We start from the raw sequence: 18,551 nt of genomic DNA on the forward strand, positions 1-18,551 counted from the left end.
GATAGATGGCACCTCGACAGGGGAAGGTATTTAAGCTGGCATGGCCGCTGAAGACAATTATTCAGCGTTCGGCATTTCTTGCGCTTATTTCCCTCGCCGTCGCGCTTCTCTTTCTTGGCAAGGCTAATGTCGGCGTGGTCGAGAAAATGCGCACCGCGGCCACCGATTTTCTTGCCCCGATCCTTTCCACCATCTCCGAACCCGTCGATGCCTTTCACAAGGGCGTTGCGCGCGTACGGAAACTGACCAGCCTGATCGAGGAGAATGAGCGACTGCGTGAAGAGAATGCGCGCCTTCTCAAATGGCAGTCTGCAGGCCGCACGTTGGAGCAAGAAAATGAGAATTTCCGCCAACTTCTGAATGCACTCTCTGATCCGCTGGTGCTGCCGATTACGGCACGTGTGGTCGGGGATGCCGGCGGTCCCTTTGTCCGCACGCTGTTATTGAACGCCGGACGGCGGGACGGCATCCGAGTCGGGCAGGCCGTTGTGGCTCCGCTCGGTCTGGTTGGCCGTATCGCTGAAGTAGGGGAGCGCTCTGCGCGAGTGCTGCTGCTGACGGATCTTAACTCCCGTATTCCCGTGGTGATGGAAAAATCACGCCATAAAGGCATCCTGATTGGCGATAACTCTTCCTTGCCGCTGCTCGACTTCCTGCCGACCAATGCGAAAGTTGCGCCGGGCGATCGCGTGGTTACGTCTGGTGATGGCGGTATGTTGCCAGCGGGGCGGCCTATCGGTTTTGTCTCCTCGATCAGTGACAGAGGTATCCGCGTGCAGGCCTATGCCGACTGGACACGTCTGGAATATGTCAGCGTATTACGCTATGATTTGCCGGGCATGAGCAGCCCGGAAATGAACCCCGGCGATCTTGGTGAAAGCAGATTGGATGCAAAGTGAGCCCGACACTCGCCTATCAGTTTAACCGGTTTCTTCGCGGCAGTGTGCCGTTCGCGATAACGGTGCTGCTGGCGTTGATGAGTGTCGTTCCGATTGGAATTTCCGGATATGCTATCGTCACTCCGTCTTTCGCTGCTATTTCTGTCTTTTACTGGAGCATTCACCGGCCCTATCTGATGAGTGCGCCGCTCTGTTTTGTGCTGGGGCTACTGTCGGATTTCCTGACGGGAGCACCGCTTGGTCTGTCATCTTTCCTCTATCTGTTGATACACGCCATCGCGGTTTCGCAGCGTCGGATTTTTATCGGCAAGGCATTTGTCCTCACCTGGTTTGGCTATTTCCTGATTGCCTTTATCATCGCTATGTTGAGCTGGATTATCGCCTGCTTCTATTCGCTGGCCTTCCTGCCGCTCACGCCGATCCTCGTGCAATATGCACTATCCTTATTGGTCTTTCCGCTGTTTGCCTGGGGCTTCGGGATGCTTCAAAATAACCTGCTGAGGCTGACCTGATGGCAGGTGATCAACATAAGGAAAAAGGCAAGACATTCACCCGTCGCTCCCTTCTGATGGCAGGCGGGCAGGCGGTGCTGATGTCGGCGCTGGCCGGTCGGCTCTACTATTTGCAGGTCATTCACTCGGATGAATATTCGACAATGGCCGATGAAAACCGGATGAACCTCCGGCTGCTGCCGCCACTTCGCGGCCGGGTCGTTGATCGTTTCGGGTTAGAGATCGCCAGCAATCGCCATAATTACCGCGTCGTGTTGATACCCGAACAAACCAACAGTATTGAGGCTACTCTCGATGCACTGGAAGAATTTGTTCCGCCGGAAATGATCGACCGGGAACGCGTGCTGAAAGATGCCAAGCGCAAGCGGAGCTTCGTGCCCATCCCGGTTGTCGATAACCTGACCTGGGAGCAGTTCGCCCGCATCAATGTCAACAGCCCGAACTTGCCGGGCATCCAGATGGATGTCGGCTCGACCCGGGATTATCCCTATGGCCGACTGTTTGGCCATATTGTTGGATATGTCGGCGCAGTGTCGGAAAAAGATCTTCAAAATCAGGAGTATGATCCGCTTCTTGAACTCCCGGAGTTCCGCATTGGCAAGAGCGGGATCGAGAAATATTACGATAAAACCTTGCGGGGCAAGGCGGGCCTCAGCCGGGTGGAGGCCAATGCCTATGGCCGGGTCATCCGGGAGCTGAACCGGCAAGAAGGCGTGCCGGGAAATGACGCGGTCCTCACCATCGACAAGCAGCTTCAGGATTTCGTGGTGCGTCGCATGGGAGAGGAAAGCGCCGCGGCGGTGGTGATCGATATTCACTCGGGCGATATTCTCTCCATGGTGTCAGTGCCATCCTTCGATCCGAATACCTTCGCACGGGGCATCAGTTCTGCCGAATGGAAGGCTTTGATCGAGGACCCCAAACGCCCGCTCGGAAACAAGGCAATCGGCGGACAATATCCCCCGGGCTCTACTTTTAAAATGATTGTTGCTCTTGCCGCTCTGGAATCCGGGGTGGTGACTGCCGGGCATGAAGTTTTCTGCGGGGGACATACACAGCTTGGCAAGCATCGGTTCCATTGCTGGAAACGTGGCGGTCATGGCAAACTCAATCTGGAAAACGCCATTTCCCAGTCTTGCGATATCTATTTTTATGACATTGCCCGGAAAGTTGGCGTCGATAAGATCGCCGAGATGGCGCATCGCTTTGGCCTTGGCGAGGAACTCAATATCGATATGTTGGGGGAGCGCGATGGCCTGATCCCGACAAAGGCCTGGAAGTTGGCAGTGCAGGGTGTGCCTTGGCAACTAGGGGAGACTTACAACACTGGTATTGGTCAGGGCTTTGTACTGGCGACCCCGTTGCAACTTGCGGTGATGACGGCACGGCTTGCCAATGGTGGCAAGAAAGTATCGCCGCGTCTTGTGCGCTCGATAACCGGTGAAGCCGTCGAAGGCGCGGTTCTACCGCATCCGGAACCGGAACTTGAAAATCTCGATTTAGGTGTCAGCCAAAAGGCCTTAAAGCATGTTCTTAATGGCATGTATAAAGTGGTCAACGGCCCGCGCGGATCGGCTCGCGCCGCAAAAATCCGGATCGAAGGCTGGGAAATGGCCGGCAAAACCGGTACCGCGCAGGTGCGCCGTATCTCCCGCAAGGAACGTATCGAAGGGGTGCGCAAATCCGATGAGAAACCGTGGGAGGAGCGGGATCACGCTCTTTTCGTCGGTTTCGCACCCTTTGATGATCCGCGTTACGCAGTCTCGGTGATCATTGAACATGGCGGCAGCGGGTCTGGCGCGGCGGCACCGATTGCCCGCGACCTTTTGCAGGAAACGCTCCGTCTGGATCCACTCCGTAAGCCCAGCTACGATATCGCCATCCGCAAGCCAGTAGGGGGCGAGGATGCTTAGGGAGCTTGGCGCGAAGAATGAACAACTCTCTTTCTCACGGAAGTTATGGGATATCAACTGGGGCTTCGTCCTGCTGATTTGCGCGACCGCTTCCATCGGTTTCCTGATGCTATATTCGGCGGCCAACGGCAATCTGGAGCCTTGGGCCTCTCGGCAAATGATGCGCTTCGGTGCGGGCCTGGTCCTGATGTTCGTGGTAGCCCTTGTGGATATCCGTATCTGGCTCAACCTCGCTTATCCCCTGTACGGTATCGCGCTCGCACTGCTTGGCGCGGTTGAGGTGATGGGGGTGATCGGTATGGGTGCACGGCGATGGATCGACTTGGGTCCGTTTCAGCTCCAACCGTCCGAAGTGATGAAAATTGCACTTATAATGGCGCTCGCCCGCTATTTCCATAATATCGGGCTGGACGATGTGCGGCGTATTCGATGGCTGGTCCCGCCTATCTTACTGGTGCTCGCGCCGGTGGCGCTGGTGCTGCGTCAGCCTGATCTTGGCACAGCGCTTCTGCTTGCGGCCGGGGCGGGGATTGTTTTCTTTGTCGCCGGGGTGCGGCTCTGGAAGTTTGCTGTGGTTGTCGGGACGGCGATCCCGGCGGGGTTCTTTGCCTTTCAGTTTCTGCATGAATATCAGCAAAAGCGCGTGCTGACCTTCCTCAATCCCGAAAGTGATCCCCTCGGCGCAGGATATCATATTCTGCAATCGAAAATTGCCCTCGGCTCTGGCGGGGTGTTTGGCAAGGGGCTTTTGCAGGGCACGCAGAGCCATCTCAATTACCTGCCCGAAATGCGGACAGATTTTATTTTCAGCATGCTGGCGGAAGAATTCGGCATGGTTGGCGGGCTGCTGCTTTTTGCGCTCTATATTCTGTTGATCGCCTATGGCTACGCCATCGCTTACCGATCACGCAATCACTTCGGCAAGCTGCTCGCCATCGGTATGACGGGCATTTTCTTCCTCTATATCTTCATCAATATCGCCATGGTCATGGGGATGGTGCCGGTGGTCGGTGTGCCGCTGCCGCTGATCTCCTACGGCGGCACGGCGATGCTGACCCTGCTCATCGGCTTTGGCCTGATCATGAGCGTTTATATCCACCGTGATATCGATATCCCCGGTAAGCGCTAAGCCTTTCTGCTTAATCCATTTTCTTCTTTTTTTGGCTCTTTTTTGAGAATTCTCTCGGTTGGGGTAAGTAATTATCCTAAGTCAGGATGATATATCTGCATATTTACCAATATTTATTCACAAGACTAAAATAAATACGTCTCCTTATTTCTTGGTTTTACTTAATGAATAAGGAAAGAAAATTCATCATGTCAAGCAACACGAACGCTGTTGATTTTAAAAATGCGCCAAACGTACCGAGTTCAGTGCAAGCGCTGATTCAGCTAATGAAGGATGATGGCGACAAAGCTTCAAACGCTTATTATTGCAATTCATATAAATTGTTCAAAAAATTAAAGAAAAATGTGATCCCTCCATCAAACGAGAATAAGCTATTTGGGAAAGCTAACCCAGCCTATAACAATGCTGCTCAGAAATATGCAGAGCAAAAAAATGTAACTATTAAAGATCTAAAAATTAATAACCCAAATGATAACGACATTCTTGTGGGCTTGATGGTTACCTGCGCGGAAGCGATTTTTAATCCAGACGTGGAATTAAAAAAAGACAAGAAAGTTAATCCCAAATTGGTAAAACTGGATCGGCTTTCCTTCCAGATTGTCGAGGATTTCAAATGGGTTATTTGGCAATCGAAATTCGAGACAGAAAAGTTCGTGGAATACAAGAGCCTAAAAAATGCGCGTCTGGCGCAAGAAAAGCGACTGATGTCAAATATCCGCGCGCGGGATATAAAAAATGCCTTTAAGCCGGAACTAGATATATTGCGGGAACCGCAACTTAGATACTCGCTGGAAGCATTATTCCAATATTGCTTTGCCGAAGCTCAGAAAATTACCTTTGAAAGAAATTATGTTTTCAATTTAGACTTGAACGAGGTTGCAAATCCAAAAACAACAAACAATAGGAATCCACAAATATATGATCGGTTTGCGGATAATCTTATTTCTGTAGTTGATCAGGTATTTACTGCGATCTGCCTTGTTAATCCGAAGGAAAATTTCATCAAGCAATGTGAATATGAAGCTATCAACGATCTGCTTATGGGTAGTCTGCACCGTCTTGATCCGACGATCGGCGATGCCGGTTGCCAGTTCCGCATTCCGATGGTTCTAGATTCTCATGAGGCTCTCGTAAAAAAATTTATGAGCGATAATGCAGCCAAGGAAACTATGTTGGCACTCGGCGAATATTATCAATATCTGGCAACGAATAGCCGCCTGGACACCATGTGCTATATGGCGCGGAATCATATTGAAGATCCTATAAAGACTTTCGTGAATATTTATAAGGAGTTTGACATCAATTGGAATGAGGACGAGGAGAAAACCGATAACAGGCCCGGTAACAAAAATCTGGAAGTTAATATTAAATGGCAGGGTCCAGACTATAGCAGATTCAAATATTTCGAGGCGATAGATTTGGACAAAATTCCAAATTATAAAAAACTCTATAACAAAGTCGTGGAATATATTTCAAAGCTTAACGAAGTGGATGTGCGAGGGTTTAGTAATTCGTTAGAGATTAAAAACAGTCACCAAGTTCCATTTGATGATTCTTTCAATGAAATCAACGGGGAGCAGGCACATTATCTAAACTCCAAGAACGAAAAGCGTAGCATCCGTTCACCAATTGCGTTACGGGCGCTTACTCTTTGCAAGGCGCTTACTGTTCGCCAGCTCCGTTGTATGGATCGTTTTTGTCTTCCCAGCCATGATCCCAGCCTGGATTTACCGTTTTGTGATCTCAGTGATATGAGTGAGTTGAAAGCGGAAATGGCGTGGTACTCTGTTGCCTATCTGACTAACTCATTCAGAAATATGGCTTATTCTAAATATGCCGAGGACATGACGGGTTATGAACACACGGATGATAAAATTCCGGAAATGGCCTATCATCTGACGGACACATTGGAATCGACCCGGTTTTATTACAGGGCAGATACAGCCAAAGGTCTGGCAATAGACAATTACGAGAACAGACGTCTCCTCTATATGTACTGTTTTGTACGGGGATGGCCGATCGTTGTCGATCTGAAGCGGATCCAGTGTACGTCAGGGGATAAGGCTGAGATTGGGGTATCCGTCAAAAGTAGAAACAATTCGAATAATAGTGAGCGCAAGAGAGTCAGTATAGTTGATGCGTCCTACGAAGTTCTTGGCCGCGAAGTATTTTGCTTCATACCTAACAAGAACACCATGACATATGACTATGTCCCGGATAATGAAGTCAATGACTGGGGCAACAAGCCCGCCCTGACATATGAGGGATACAGTATGTATAACCCGGCAACGGACAAAACGGATACGGACATTGCCGAGGCCACAGATTTTGAAGATTTCAAGAAGCTGTTCTTAAAGAAGTATGACATCTTCGACATGATGTTTATCGCCGCCCATTCCCACAAATCGTTTCCATCCAATTCGATACGACCAAATGGTTATGAAATTTATGGCAATGAAGCAACGCAGAATGCTGATGAAAGTCTTCAAGCTAGGCCTGTCTCGCGGAATGAAGACGAGATGAACGAACTTGCAGCAACTCAGCCGCTTGCTTCAAATAACACAGCGTATACTAGCGTTCTCAGGGAAGAGAGTACAGATGCTGACAGAGTGACCGTTTATGATAAAGCTCTTCAGTTCACTTGGGACAGATATGTAGGTAACGATGATGTCGAAGAGATCAATGACGATTCTGATAATTTCGATATTTACGGGTCCTGGGATGAAGATAATAAATTGAGGAGCCCGCTTCCCCTGTTCGGTAACCGTCTTGATGGCAAGACCTGGACTATCATGGAGGAACAGAAGTCACTCAAAAAACTTGATTCCAAGGTAGGGTACACAAACTACGCATACCGCGCACGCGCGGACCAGAACCAGACAGAAGATGTGCGTATTCGCACGGACAGCACCTATGTTCTGGCGTCCATTCACATGTATGGGTGCACCTATAATGCCAGAAAAGAAAATCATAAAGTTTTCTGGCAAAACTGGGGTCAAGAAAAACTGAAAACCCGAGTGATTAACGATGATCCAAAAGAGAGAACCGTGTTGATCTATTAATCATCGGAGATTATTGATTCCCCCCCCGCGTCTCAGGCGCGGGGGTTTTTTGTGGTCTCGATAAACTCGTAAAGGTGGAACAAATCACCTTTTTTTCCTTATTTGCGCCTTTCTTGGACCACAAAGTCGGTCGAGGCTAATCCCATAAAACTTACAAGCATTTAGTTTCTCCGGCCCGCCGGGGAAGCGCAATTAACAGGAGATAACGATGAGAGTACGCAATCCATTTCTAGATCCTCGTCCGAATTCACGTGATCGCGACGACCGTCCGCCGCGCAACGAGGACCGCCAGCGCGATCCGGCCAATGATGATGATCTTCGTGAGAATGATCCGCGAGAGCCAAGAGAGCAGCGCGGCTCCCGTAATCGCGATGACCGCCCGCCACGAGACGAAGATCTTCTGGAAACGCCGGTGCGTCCTGTCGATGGCACAGGCACGGTTGAAGAAAACCCCGACTGGGGCGCGGCGGGCCAGACCTTGCTCCGGCTGGGAGAGGCGAATTATGCCGACGGTATTTCCGAGATGAATGATGACCTGCCAAGCGCCCGGGACGTCAGCAATGCCATCGCGGCACAAACGGAGGATGAACCCAATTCCTTCGGTGTCAGCGATCTCTTTTATGTTTGGGGCCAGTTTATCGATCATGATATCGACCTGACCCTCTCCGGTGGCGATTCTGCACCCATTGACATCCCGGAGGGTGATGAATGGTTTAACCCGGATATCGATATGGCCTTCACCCGCGCCGTTCCTGTGGAAGGAACGGGGGAAGACAGCCCCGCCCAATATGCCAACAGTATCACCGCCTTTATTGACGGCTCGATGATTTATGGTTCGGATGCGGAGACCGCCGCCGCGATCCGGACGGAAGACGGCAAGCTGCTTCTCAATGAGAGCGGGCTCGTCACCTTCGATGAGGAAGGGGGCGTCCTTGCCGGCGATATTCGCGCTGCGGAAAATGCCGGGCTCTATTCGATACAGAGTCTGTTCGCGCGGGAGCATAACCGCTGGGTCGATGAGTTGTCTGAAAAGAACCCCGACTGGACGGCGGATGAGCTGTTCGATGCCGCCCGCGTCCGGGTGGAGGCGGAAATCCAGGCGATTACCTATAATGAGTATCTCCCGGTCCTGCTGGGGGAGGATGCTATCCCTGCCTATGATGGCTATGACTCCGACGTAAACCCCGGCATTGCCATTGAATTCTCCACGGCGGCCTATCGCTTTGGCCATAGTCTGGTCTCGGCGGCGACGGCGCGGCTGGAGGAAAATGGACAATCCATCGAGGCCGGTGAACTGTCCCTTCGTGATGCTTTCTTCAACCCGGATGCAGTTGCCGCGAATGGCGGGGTAGAGCCGTTGCTCCGGGGGCTTGCCAATGACGTCGCGCAGGAACTGGATCCGCAGATCGTCGATGATCTGCGGAATTTCCTGTTTAGTCAGGATGGCGATGTCGGGCTTGATCTCGGCTCGCTCAATATCCAGCGGGGGCGCGACCTTGGTTTACCGAGTTACAATGACCTCCGCGAGGCTGTGGGGCTGGAGCGGGCAGAGGATTTCTCCGATATCACCTCCGATGCCGCCCTCGCCGAGGCGCTGGCCAGCGTCTATGACAGCGTTGATGATATCGATGCCTGGATCGGTGGCCTGTCGGAGGATCCGTCCGGCGGCGGGATGCTGGGCGAGCTTTTTGCAACCATCGTCACCGACCAGTTTATCCGCATCCGCGACGGCGATCCCTTCTGGAGCGAGAATTCAGATCTGCCGCAGGATCTGATCGATGAGCTTTGGGATACGACCCTCGCCGATATCATCGAGCGGAACAGCGATGTCGATGCGATCCAGGATAACACGATGCTCGCCTATGACCGGATTGGCGGCGATGACGGGGATAATATTCTGGAAGGGGGGGAGGAAAGCGACCTGCTCCTCGGTCTCGACGGCGATGATACCCTCATCGGTGGCGGGGGAAATGACCAGCTTGAAGGCGGGGAAGGCGATGATCTGTTTGTCTTCGACAATCTCTTCGGCGAAGACCTGATCAAGGATTTTAACAACCGTCAGGATACCCTCGATTTCACGCTGCTGGAACTCGCCGCGCTCGACGAGGTGATCGATGCGGCGGAACAGGTGGGCGAGGACGTGGTGATCGATTTCGGCGCGGACGGCATTCTCACGCTAGAAGATATGCACCTACGCGATATCGATTCCGATAATGTCCTGATCTGATTTAGCGAATAGGTTCGCGGCTGTCCTTGAGTTGGAAGATATCCTGCTCATCGAAGCCGCGGATCTGCTGTTTGCCCTTATAATCAAAGCGGAAAGATTCCCGCAAGACGTCATAGACCGGTGCATTTGTTGTGATTTCCATCGCCTCGGAACAATCCTGCAGTCGGGAGGCGAGGTTCACAGCGGGCCCGAAGATGTCGTAGACATATTTTTGGATACCAATAACAGAGCCAACAACGGCGCCACTTGTTATTCCAATGCGGCAACGCCACTGGTTCGGATGCCCTTCGTTCCGCCGCTCCAGATAGCGGATAAAGCGGATCGCAGCATTGGCAACGGCGCGGGCATGATCCGGTGTTGGGTCGGGCAGGCCGGCGACAGTGATATAGGCGTCCCCCATGGTCTTGATCCGCTCGCATCCATATTGCTCCCCGATGCGGTCAAATGCGCTGTAGATATCATTGAGCTCGCTCACGGTGACCGCGGGATCGGCAGAGGCCGCCATTTGGGTAAAGCCAACGAAATCGAGCATCAGCACCGAGACAGGATCATAGAGCTTGGGGATGACCACGCCGAACGTCTTGAACTCGTCATAGACCGAGCGGGGCATCATATTGAGCAGGAGCTTTTCCACCTGTTCCTTCTCGCGCTTGATTTCGCGAGTGTTCCGCTCGACCATTTGAGAGTAGCTGTCGATCATCGATTCCAGCTCGCGGATACGGGAAATATTCTGGCAGACGAGAATGATAAGCTCGATATCATTCTCCTGTGTCAGGGTAAAATCGATGGCAAAAGTGCGTTCGCGCCGTTTTTTCTTATTTTTTATTTCTGCGGTAAAGCGGCCGTTTTCTTTCAGCTCCGCCATCAGGCCGGCGAAATCCAGTTCCGGCAGCAGGTTTTCCAGCTTGTCCTGTTTCCCGTCGCCCTCAAACCATTCGGTGAAGGTCTCGTTTCGGAAAATGAAATGATGGTCCGCCAGATTGAGCACGGCAACGCCGACGCCGATCGCGCGCAGTAGTTGTTCGTTAATGGCTTCAATCGACATTTTGGCTAACAATTACAGATCTCCTCTGCTCAAGTTCGTCGTTAACCTGGGCTATATCTGCGACGCTGAAGCCATGCCTTGCGAGGGTTTTGCTAAGAGTCTCCAAAACCTCGTCGAAATGCTGGTTTTCAAGTTTCAGCCGTTCGTGCAGCCGGTAAAGTTGTTCATCGGTGTAGGAGGCAGGGCCTCCCAAAAGCGAGGCTATGAATTTCGTCTGGTGATCGATTAGCCGAGCCATTTCCACATCGTCGAAAAAGGGGCCAACTTCGTCGCTATCGAGCAGGACGTCGTAAAAATCGAGGACAATTTTACTGACGGTGGAGAAACCACCATACTTTTCAAATAGTGACTGCTTGGCCATTAAAAAAGGTCCTTCTCCGACAAGCATATGGCAGAAAGCACAAGTAATTGGAGAATCGACAATAAAGTGCAGAAATTTCCTTGTCGAGCGATTACTGTCTCCTTCGCCTCTTGTCGAGCCGGATTTCCTGTGCTAAACAATCGCTCCCGGCGCGGATCCAGACAGGCTCCGTACCGGAATACCGCGATATATGAACCTATTGTGGGCGCTTAGCTCAGTTGGTAGAGCAGCTGACTCTTAATCAGCGGGTCACAGGTTCGAACCCTGTAGCGCCTACCATTCAAACCCTTGAAAATAAATAATTTTCGAGGGTTTTTGATTTCTAGATTAATCGCCAATAATTTTCAGGTAAGCATTGGGTAAGCAATCAAATCCGGAAATTGTGGTAGGTAGGAGTATTAAGCGCGAATAGCATTGAACTCTGTACCTATAATGTATGAATTTCCAATCTCGAGTACCTCTAATTTTGGATAGTCCACGTACTCGGAACCAGTCCATAATTTTGGCGTGCTTTTGTTCAATGGGCTAAGTCTAATACTTTTCTTTTCTAAGGCATTAATAATCGCTGATGCAATGGTTTCAGGAAACCGACCTAATAGGCCAAAACTGGAACTTACAATTCCATGGACCGTAGGTTCTTGATTTATGAACCTATGAATATAACGGCTTGATCCAATATTTTCCACACAGCAACTTAGCACTATCCCTAGCAATTCCGCCGGATGGATATTGTTTTCGTTAAACATCAATTCAACATGAGGCTCTTTGAATGGCATCAATAGCGGTGAATCAAATGATAGAGATATTGTTTCCGCATATTCGGAAGCGATTTGTTCCTCAATAACGCCAGAGCAAGAAATTTCCCAAAGTTGCGGAGAGCATTCTTCATCGAAAGAGATGGCTAAGTATATGCGAAGATCGTCCGAGTACCAATCAGCGTCTACAATTCGCAACCAGCCATCGGCGGCATCAAAATTTATTTCTATTATATCGAGAAGCTTTTCCATCGGTTTATCCAAAACTCCCTGTCTCAAAGATAGGGCTTGTAATAGGCGATACCTTCAACCTTCCTAATTTCACATTCGTATCGTGACGTTACGTTACGTAGAGTGAAGTTGATCAAAAATTCTCTTAACTCTGTATGACATTATTTCACATCGTTCCCTATCAAATTGTTTACTTTTATTCCCGCCATGAGTTTATTTTTACGCTGATTTCCGATACGGTGCGTTTTCTCTATATTGCGCTCGATCAAGTGAGGGTCTGCGAGAATGGATAATTGGGAAGTATGGAAGAAGGGTATCCCGCTTGAAAAGGCGCATATCCATTTTGGAGATCGAGAGAAGGTTGAAGCCTTTAATCGATACAGAAATCAAACAACCATGATGGATGTTATAACTCGTATCGAAGCAAATGCTGATAGGGGATTGGAAGGCTTTGATATTTTAAAAGGCGTCGTCAATCCGGATGCGGAGAGAAGGAAGAAGACAGACAACCTAAATCGGCAATTAAAAACCGAGTTCTTGCAGAATATTAAAGCTGGTTTGTTGTTCGCGTATGGATTTTCTGTTCCGAGGAGAGCTGACGAGACACCGCAGGCAGTTCCCGACGATTTATGGGATGTATACCCTTATTCGTCTGGAAATGTATTGAAATCTAAAAGCCTGAAAATGGAATCCATTCGGGTGCTACATTTGAATAGCTTAAGGGGAACTGACGCAGTTCCTCCTAAAACTGCAGGCAGGCCAACCCGGCAAGAGCATATTATCGAGGCATTCGAAACTCTGGCTGATCAAGGGTTGATAGATTTTTCTCGATCAGCATCGGAATGTTATGAGCTTGTGCGTCTGTGGGTTCTCAAAAATTACCCTGATCCGGAAAACAGTGATAGCGGGCTAAGTGTCAAAGCTATGGAAAAGCACGTAAATCCGATGTTCAAGCGCTATAAAAGTTCCTCCCTATAAACTATAAATTGCCTCCCTATTTATAGGGTTATTAATAGGGAATGCCTTTCGGCATGATGCCTCCATTAACAATGTCAACTTATGGAGGACACAAATGACTCAAACCAATATCAAAGAAAACTCTGCGGATATTAACGACGGCCTGATCAATGAAAAGCAGGCTGCCGAGTATCTCGGCTACACGGTGCGTGCCTTGCAGAACTGGCGCGTGCGGGGCGGCGGGCCAAAATTTGTGCGGATTTCGCCGCGCTCCATTCGCTATCGCCTTCGCGATCTGGACGCATGGATTGATGAGCGCACGGTTGCGAGTACTTCGCAGCCTTCGCCGTATCTCGCGGGTTAGCGCCGCGTAGCGGGCGCTGCGCCCCTCCCTCAAAACCCATAAAAACTTCCCCGGCGCGGAGCGCGCCAATTCAACAAATAGAAATGCCATGAAATATAGCGGGACAAATCCGTAAAGGGGGGGTCCTCGTAACACCCCCCTCTAGAATTTCCTGGCGTAAAGGAGAGTAATTATGGAAATACAGAATTTATATGCGGGGTTTGACACTCTCGAAGTCTCGTTTCAGGGAGCACTCCCCAAGGAAACTTTGATCGAACTGGCGGAAGCAAAAAAGATCGCCGTTAAAAATCATGAGAACGAACTGATCACGATTGGACCGGGCGAGATCGAAGGGCATGTTGGTGAAAGTGGAATGAAGGGCGGTTATGCCTTCACCTTCGGCACCGGGCCGCTAGGCGAGCTATGGAGCTTTAAAGACAACGCCAATCCCAGTGAATGGAATATAGGAGTAAAGGTCTATGCTGAGGCGCTTGCAGCCTATTCTTATTGGGAAATAAAGGAGCGGTTATACCAGCGATTAAAAGATATGGGCTGCACCTATGGCAAGGAAAGCCTTCGGCGCGTCGATTTCGCCATGGATTTTCTGATGCCTGATACATTTAGTATCTCTACTGAGCAATTCGTGGTGCACCACCGCTCGAAAATATCTCCATATCTCAAATTTGAAGAGGAATATTACGATACTGGCAAGAGTGATGGCACCTATGTGTTTAGTGGAGGGAGGATAGAGACCGTAACTGTGGGGAAAATGCCGGGACGTCAGGTATGCGTTTATGACAAACGAAGAGCGGCTATTAGTCTCGGTAAACTGTTCTGGTTCACATTATGGCGTATTGACCCGAAAGATAGAACAAAGAATGTCTGGCGGGTCGAGCTGCGCGCTGGAAAAAAGGAGTTAAAAGATCGTTGGAGCATCCGAACCTTTGCCGATCTTGAAAATTCCATTGGCGACGTCTTCGTCGAAATGGCCAATAAAATTCGCTATCACGACGAAATCCAGACCGACGCCAATGTAACCCGCCAACGGCAGCACCCTTTGTGGGATGCCGTTCATGAGGTTCTTGATCGCAATTTGACCGACTACCGCTCCGGCCTCCTGCCAAATCAAGTGAAAATGGTTGTCGCAGAAGAACAGCGAGAGATTTACATAACTCAAATAATGGGTCTGGTTGCTGGCATTGCTGTGATTGATGGTCTTGAAAAGGAGGAGATACTAAACATCTTGCCTTCGCAAGTGGCTGATATAATAGCTGGCCGGGTAGGTGCCCCGAATACGAAATTTTTTGAAAGCGTAATTAGAGCTCAGAGAAGGCTCCTATTCATAAATTAAATTTTGCGATATTTTCGGAGGAAGGGGATATTCTTTGGAAATATTGTAGTTGAAAAAAGTTATTCAAAGCTATTGAGGATATGCCTTGGACGTTCTTCTCCTCGTTTGGCGTATTCACTTACAACGTCTCTTGCGATACGATCTCCTTCCTTCCCACTTTTGACCAAGTTTTTCAATAAAGCTTCAATAGGTTCAATTGGGTAGCACGCAGCAGAGTTTCTTGAAAATTCTAGCCAAATTTCTCCTGACTTGATTGGCTGATCGTTACTTAGTCGTGACAAGCTTTTTAAAAACTCGTGCGAATTAAAATCATATTCGGCATATCTAGCGAGCGTTAAAAGGAAGCGATAGGAGTTGTCGTCTATGTTTTTTATAAAGACTGTCCATTGACTCAAACTTGAAGCCAAAGATTTTCCGTCTTTGCTTTTAAAGTCAATTTTTTCATAGATAAGCGGCCATAATTGATGGACCTTTTCGTGTATCTTTGCGCTATCTTCTTTTCGCAAAATCCATAGGAACCAAATTAAGTGCTTAGTAAGTGGAGAAAATTTCCCACTTACTAAAATAGAAATTAAGCTATCGTCGCTCTCCAGTTTCTCAAAATCATTGATAAAAGCATACGCAACATACTCAACCGCTGTTTTCTTTAATTCATGTCTAAATTTTGAATTTTCAATAATACGTTTTAACACCCCCGTATCTCTCAAATATTTGTAGGCTTCTTCATAAACACTATTAGAATGAAAAAGACCATCGATTGCGCAATGCCATTTTAATTCATCTTTCTGATTAAAAAGTGTGCTTAAGTTTTCAATCAACCATTCTCGAGACATATAACGAAAATTTGGATAATACATTGCAATCAAGGTGGCAAATTCACAGTTTCGGGATTTTAAGCCACTATCATAGTATGATCTGAAATGTGCCCAAGCGGCGGTATGGTCGCCATTATTTTGTTTATTTTCTAATCTACAGCTTCTTAGCGACAGGTTTATTAATGCCTCTACACATTGTCCAAGAGGGCTATTTATGGCAATTGATACCGCGTCGCTTTCTTGTTTAAAATTTTCACCAGCCTGCTTTTCGAAAATAATAGCAAGGATATTTTCAACTGAACTATGAATTGATTCTGGAAATGCGTGGGCGTCAGATTTTGCACCTGCCTCGAAAAGCCTACCAATTGCACTAACGATCCAGTTTTTGTTAGCAACAAATTTTTCCTCTGAAACACTATGCTCGCCTGACCAGAATTCGTCTGACTTCACTAAACTTTCGATGAAGTTCACTAAATTCTTCCATACTTCATCCCAAGGGAGACTAGCTTTTTCTCCCCAAAGTTCATCATAGGCTTTGATGATGGAATAAACATAAGGCAACTTCAAACCATAAAATGCTCGGAGCTGTGAATAATATCTTGAGGGTTCGGTCTTGATCAGTTCTTCAAAAGCTTTGGATAACCCTTCTACGTCGGGAGATTCCCACTCTTCTGTTCCTTTAAAATTATTTAGTTTGAGAACTAAGTCATCCAAATCAAGAGATTTGAGTTCTTCTACAGAAAAGGGTGAGTTGTGAACTCTCCAGCCACTTGTCATGTAACTGGAGAAATCTGGGTGGTCAGGTTCCGTTTTTGCAATCGAGATTGCTTGCTGATATATGGACTCTTCCCTGTCACCAAACTCTCTAATCGCAGAAAGCCAAATAGCCTTGTGATAGGCAGTGGCGCCTTCCTGTATGACACCGTCGTCCCGTATTTCTATTTCGTCAATTATTCTTAAGACTTTCTCTTGCTGCTTATCGTCGAGCCCAGGATAGCGATTTTTCAAGAACCACCACATTTCGTGGCGATAATTACTGCTAAAATATTGGCTATCAATTATCCTGTCAGAGAGTGTTTTTTGAAGATTTTGGGAGGTTCCAGCAAAATATATGGCAGCTCTTTTAATTGTTTCGAATGGAGAATCTAGGAGTTTCGTTATCATTTTCTTCGAATGGTCTGAGTTTTGATCAAGATAACCTTTCAAGCAATCGCGAAGTCCAAATAACAGAATATTTTCGGGGCTATCTTTATACTTATTTTGCTCGTGATCCTCTATTGCTGGATGCCAAATAGAAGACCATCTGTCATTTCCAAGTTCAGTTAACGCTTTTTCTAAATTTGATTGAAATACTTTGACTGCTTTAAGTCCAATAGTGTTTCCAGCAAGCCCTGATAATTTATTTTGAATTTCTCCCATACGATGCTCGTCAGCGAGAAAAATAGATTCTTTTATTGTATCGTTAGCAAATTTTTTTTCAGTAAATTCGACATTAAACAAAATCTCTAACAATCGTGTTGCCAGATTTAACGACTTTTCAGTTTTCTCTTGAACAAGTTGCAATAGCCAACGCTCACCAATTGTTTTGGTGACCAATCCGGCCTCTGCTCTATCAGAAAGCCAAAACTGTATCGCTTTCAAGAATCCCGGTTTAACAAATTCAGTTGGGATACTGAGTAAAATTTCACTGAACTGCCACCAAACTCGATAGTTACTAAATCCATGTTTTTGGGCATATCTTGTGGAATTTTGGATTATCTCTATTATTTGGGGAATGTATTTTGATTTTTCTTCCTTGGGAATGTTAGGGGTCAATTTTCCGAGATAAATCATCGCTTTCCAGCTCGGTATTGTTACGTAACCTTCCTTATTAGCTGGAATAGGAGCCGGAATTTTATCCGCGTCGAAATACCCCTTTTCCTTGAGTGGAATGAACCATTTTAAATTGCTAATTTTGGAAAAAAACGCATCTTGCAGTTCCTGATTTTCTTCTATTCGTTTGATTAAATCTACTTCTTTAAAATTGAGATTATTCATCTTTTAAAACCTCATCCAGATAGTCTAACTCATCAACGAATGGAGGAGCCTTAATTTTTATCTCACTAACCCATGATTTAATATTAGTTGCTAAACCTTGGTAATCTTCAAAATCTCTAGCAAACCCAAGCAAATGAACGCCAAAGCTTTCTTTGTAATAGTTTGAAAGTTTGTTGAAGAGAGGTTCTTGGCTTTTGAAGTATCCTTGAATTGCGAAGTAACGTCGATCACTTGTTTTGCTAGCTCGCCCTTTCCTTAAAATGTATTCCAATATTTCAGCTTCTTCCAATCCGTATCCCAGAAAAAGTACTATTTTTCTCTCAAATAATTCACTAAGAAAGCCTTTTATATTATCGTCTTCATAATGGTCTAAATAATCTTTGGTCGTAACAACCATTGTATCCTGATCTTCTATTGATCCATGCAGATGAACAACAGTCCCGGGTTTGTTCAAGAGGTTAGGAAAAATCTTACTTTTTTCGTAGATGCGGCTTATTTCGGCGGCAGTTTTGGAACCATCCGACTCTTCTATAAACTGCGGCGCTAAGTAAGTATCATAATTTGTGGTTACGCAGGCACATCCCAATTTGTTGATAAATTCGTATACGCCATGCGCTTTCTTTTTATCTTGTTTTAAATATTGGGCGAGATTCAAATCATGACGTTTTTGGTTTGCAATTATTTTTGATATTGAAAGCTTTTTTTTAGCATCTAAAAATTTTAATTGATCTTTTTCTGAATAATCAATCAAGTTTTTATCGCAGAGGTCATTTAGGGCAAAGTCAGCTAGCTCATCCCATGAAGGCAATCCTAATAATCTTGAAACACCAGCACCTATAAAAAGAATTAAGCTACCGCTTAATGCGGCATCGTTAATTTCATCGGGTACTGGTATATCTTTAAATAGACTCATA

The 18,551-nt window shown here is 47.5% G+C and carries 14 protein-coding genes and 1 tRNA gene; 10 read left to right on the forward strand and 5 right to left on the reverse strand.

Annotation, left to right across the window (positions count from 1 at the left end; all coding sequences use genetic code 11):
* The first annotated feature begins 5 nt into the window (after positions 1 to 5).
* From mreC to LKE13_RS11965, 6 genes are all read left to right on the forward strand, one after another.
* Positions 6 to 899: a rod shape-determining protein MreC gene (mreC, locus tag LKE13_RS11940; protein ID WP_227951596.1), complete on the forward strand. Its 894-nt coding sequence runs from the start codon at positions 6 to 8 to the stop codon at positions 897 to 899.
* Complete coding sequence (gene mreD / locus LKE13_RS11945; RefSeq protein WP_227951597.1) at positions 896 to 1,411, forward strand: rod shape-determining protein MreD; 516 nt, start codon at positions 896 to 898, stop codon at positions 1,409 to 1,411. Before mreC ends, mreD begins: the two co-directional genes overlap by 4 nt.
* A complete protein-coding gene (gene mrdA / locus LKE13_RS11950) occupies positions 1,411 to 3,324 on the forward strand; it encodes a penicillin-binding protein 2 (RefSeq protein ID WP_227951598.1) in 1,914 nt (637 codons plus the stop codon). Before mreD ends, mrdA begins: the two co-directional genes overlap by 1 nt.
* Entirely contained in the window at positions 3,317 to 4,453 is a 1,137-nt protein-coding gene (gene rodA / locus LKE13_RS11955; RefSeq protein WP_227951599.1) for a rod shape-determining protein RodA, read from the forward strand. Before mrdA ends, rodA begins: the two co-directional genes overlap by 8 nt.
* A 188-nt stretch (positions 4,454 to 4,641) precedes the next feature.
* Positions 4,642 to 7,515: a hypothetical protein gene (locus tag LKE13_RS11960; protein WP_227951600.1), complete on the forward strand. Its 2,874-nt coding sequence runs from the start codon at positions 4,642 to 4,644 to the stop codon at positions 7,513 to 7,515.
* Between the two features lie 208 nt (positions 7,516 to 7,723).
* Positions 7,724 to 9,742, forward strand: a complete 2,019-nt coding sequence (locus tag LKE13_RS11965; protein ID WP_227951601.1) for a peroxidase family protein — start codon at positions 7,724 to 7,726, stop codon at positions 9,740 to 9,742.
* Position 9,743: 1 nt separating this feature from the next.
* Here the strand turns inward: LKE13_RS11965 and LKE13_RS11970 are convergent, their stop codons facing one another.
* Positions 9,744 to 10,799, reverse strand: a complete 1,056-nt coding sequence (locus LKE13_RS11970; RefSeq protein ID WP_227951602.1) for an adenylate/guanylate cyclase domain-containing protein — start codon at positions 10,797 to 10,799, stop codon at positions 9,744 to 9,746.
* Positions 10,777 to 11,148, reverse strand: coding sequence for a group I truncated hemoglobin (locus LKE13_RS11975; RefSeq protein WP_227951603.1), 372 nt, complete (start codon positions 11,146 to 11,148; stop codon positions 10,777 to 10,779). The genes LKE13_RS11970 and LKE13_RS11975 overlap by 23 nt, the downstream gene beginning before the upstream one ends.
* Positions 11,149 to 11,351: 203 nt before the next feature.
* Between LKE13_RS11975 and LKE13_RS11980 the strand changes: the two genes are divergently transcribed.
* Positions 11,352 to 11,427 (forward strand) — tRNA-Lys (locus tag LKE13_RS11980).
* A gap of 119 nt (positions 11,428 to 11,546) precedes the next feature.
* Here the strand turns inward: LKE13_RS11980 and LKE13_RS11985 are convergent.
* The gene (locus tag LKE13_RS11985; RefSeq protein ID WP_227951604.1) at positions 11,547 to 12,155 is read right to left on the reverse strand and encodes a hypothetical protein; all 609 of its coding nucleotides are present in this window, start codon (positions 12,153 to 12,155) and stop codon (positions 11,547 to 11,549) included.
* A gap of 264 nt (positions 12,156 to 12,419) precedes the next feature.
* On the opposite strand from LKE13_RS11985, the gene LKE13_RS11990 reads away from it, so the two are divergent.
* The 3 genes from LKE13_RS11990 (at position 12,420) to LKE13_RS12000 (ending at position 14,785) form a co-directional block, all read left to right on the forward strand.
* Positions 12,420 to 13,112, forward strand: coding sequence for a hypothetical protein (locus tag LKE13_RS11990; RefSeq protein WP_227951605.1), 693 nt, complete (start codon positions 12,420 to 12,422; stop codon positions 13,110 to 13,112).
* 94 nt (positions 13,113 to 13,206) lie between these two features.
* A complete protein-coding gene (locus LKE13_RS11995) occupies positions 13,207 to 13,455 on the forward strand; it encodes a helix-turn-helix transcriptional regulator (protein ID WP_227951606.1) in 249 nt (82 codons plus the stop codon).
* A 172-nt stretch (positions 13,456 to 13,627) separates the two neighbouring features.
* A complete protein-coding gene (locus LKE13_RS12000; protein WP_227951607.1) occupies positions 13,628 to 14,785 on the forward strand; it encodes a hypothetical protein in 1,158 nt (385 codons plus the stop codon).
* A gap of 59 nt (positions 14,786 to 14,844) precedes the next feature.
* Here LKE13_RS12000 and LKE13_RS12005 read toward each other — a convergent pair whose 3' ends face one another.
* The gene (locus tag LKE13_RS12005; RefSeq protein ID WP_227951608.1) at positions 14,845 to 17,637 is read right to left on the reverse strand and encodes a hypothetical protein; all 2,793 of its coding nucleotides are present in this window, start codon (positions 17,635 to 17,637) and stop codon (positions 14,845 to 14,847) included.
* A complete protein-coding gene (locus LKE13_RS12010; protein WP_227951609.1) occupies positions 17,630 to 18,550 on the reverse strand; it encodes an SIR2 family protein in 921 nt (306 codons plus the stop codon). The genes LKE13_RS12005 and LKE13_RS12010 overlap by 8 nt, the downstream gene beginning before the upstream one ends.
* Position 18,551: the final 1 nt, after the last annotated feature.

The organism is Sneathiella sp. HT1-7 (assembly GCF_020731145.1).
Taxonomy (GTDB): domain Bacteria; phylum Pseudomonadota; class Alphaproteobacteria; order Sneathiellales; family Sneathiellaceae; genus Sneathiella.

Coding starts and splice junctions, on each gene's coding strand:
- mreC (WP_227951596.1), top strand. CDS start 6: ATGGCACCTCGACAGGGGAAGGTATTTAAGCTGGCATGGCCGCTGAAG.
- mrdA (WP_227951598.1), top strand. CDS start 1,411: ATGGCAGGTGATCAACATAAGGAAAAAGGCAAGACATTCACCCGTCGC.
- rodA (WP_227951599.1), top strand. CDS start 3,317: ATGCTTAGGGAGCTTGGCGCGAAGAATGAACAACTCTCTTTCTCACGG.
- LKE13_RS11960 (WP_227951600.1), top strand. CDS start 4,642: ATGTCAAGCAACACGAACGCTGTTGATTTTAAAAATGCGCCAAACGTA.
- LKE13_RS11965 (WP_227951601.1), top strand. CDS start 7,724: ATGAGAGTACGCAATCCATTTCTAGATCCTCGTCCGAATTCACGTGAT.
- LKE13_RS11975 (WP_227951603.1), bottom strand. CDS start 11,148: ATGGCCAAGCAGTCACTATTTGAAAAGTATGGTGGTTTCTCCACCGTC.
- LKE13_RS11985 (WP_227951604.1), bottom strand. CDS start 12,155: ATGGAAAAGCTTCTCGATATAATAGAAATAAATTTTGATGCCGCCGAT.
- LKE13_RS11990 (WP_227951605.1), top strand. CDS start 12,420: ATGGATAATTGGGAAGTATGGAAGAAGGGTATCCCGCTTGAAAAGGCG.
- LKE13_RS11995 (WP_227951606.1), top strand. CDS start 13,207: ATGACTCAAACCAATATCAAAGAAAACTCTGCGGATATTAACGACGGC.
- LKE13_RS12000 (WP_227951607.1), top strand. CDS start 13,628: ATGGAAATACAGAATTTATATGCGGGGTTTGACACTCTCGAAGTCTCG.
- LKE13_RS12005 (WP_227951608.1), bottom strand. CDS start 17,637: ATGAATAATCTCAATTTTAAAGAAGTAGATTTAATCAAACGAATAGAA.
- LKE13_RS12010 (WP_227951609.1), bottom strand. CDS start 18,550: ATGAGTCTATTTAAAGATATACCAGTACCCGATGAAATTAACGATGCC.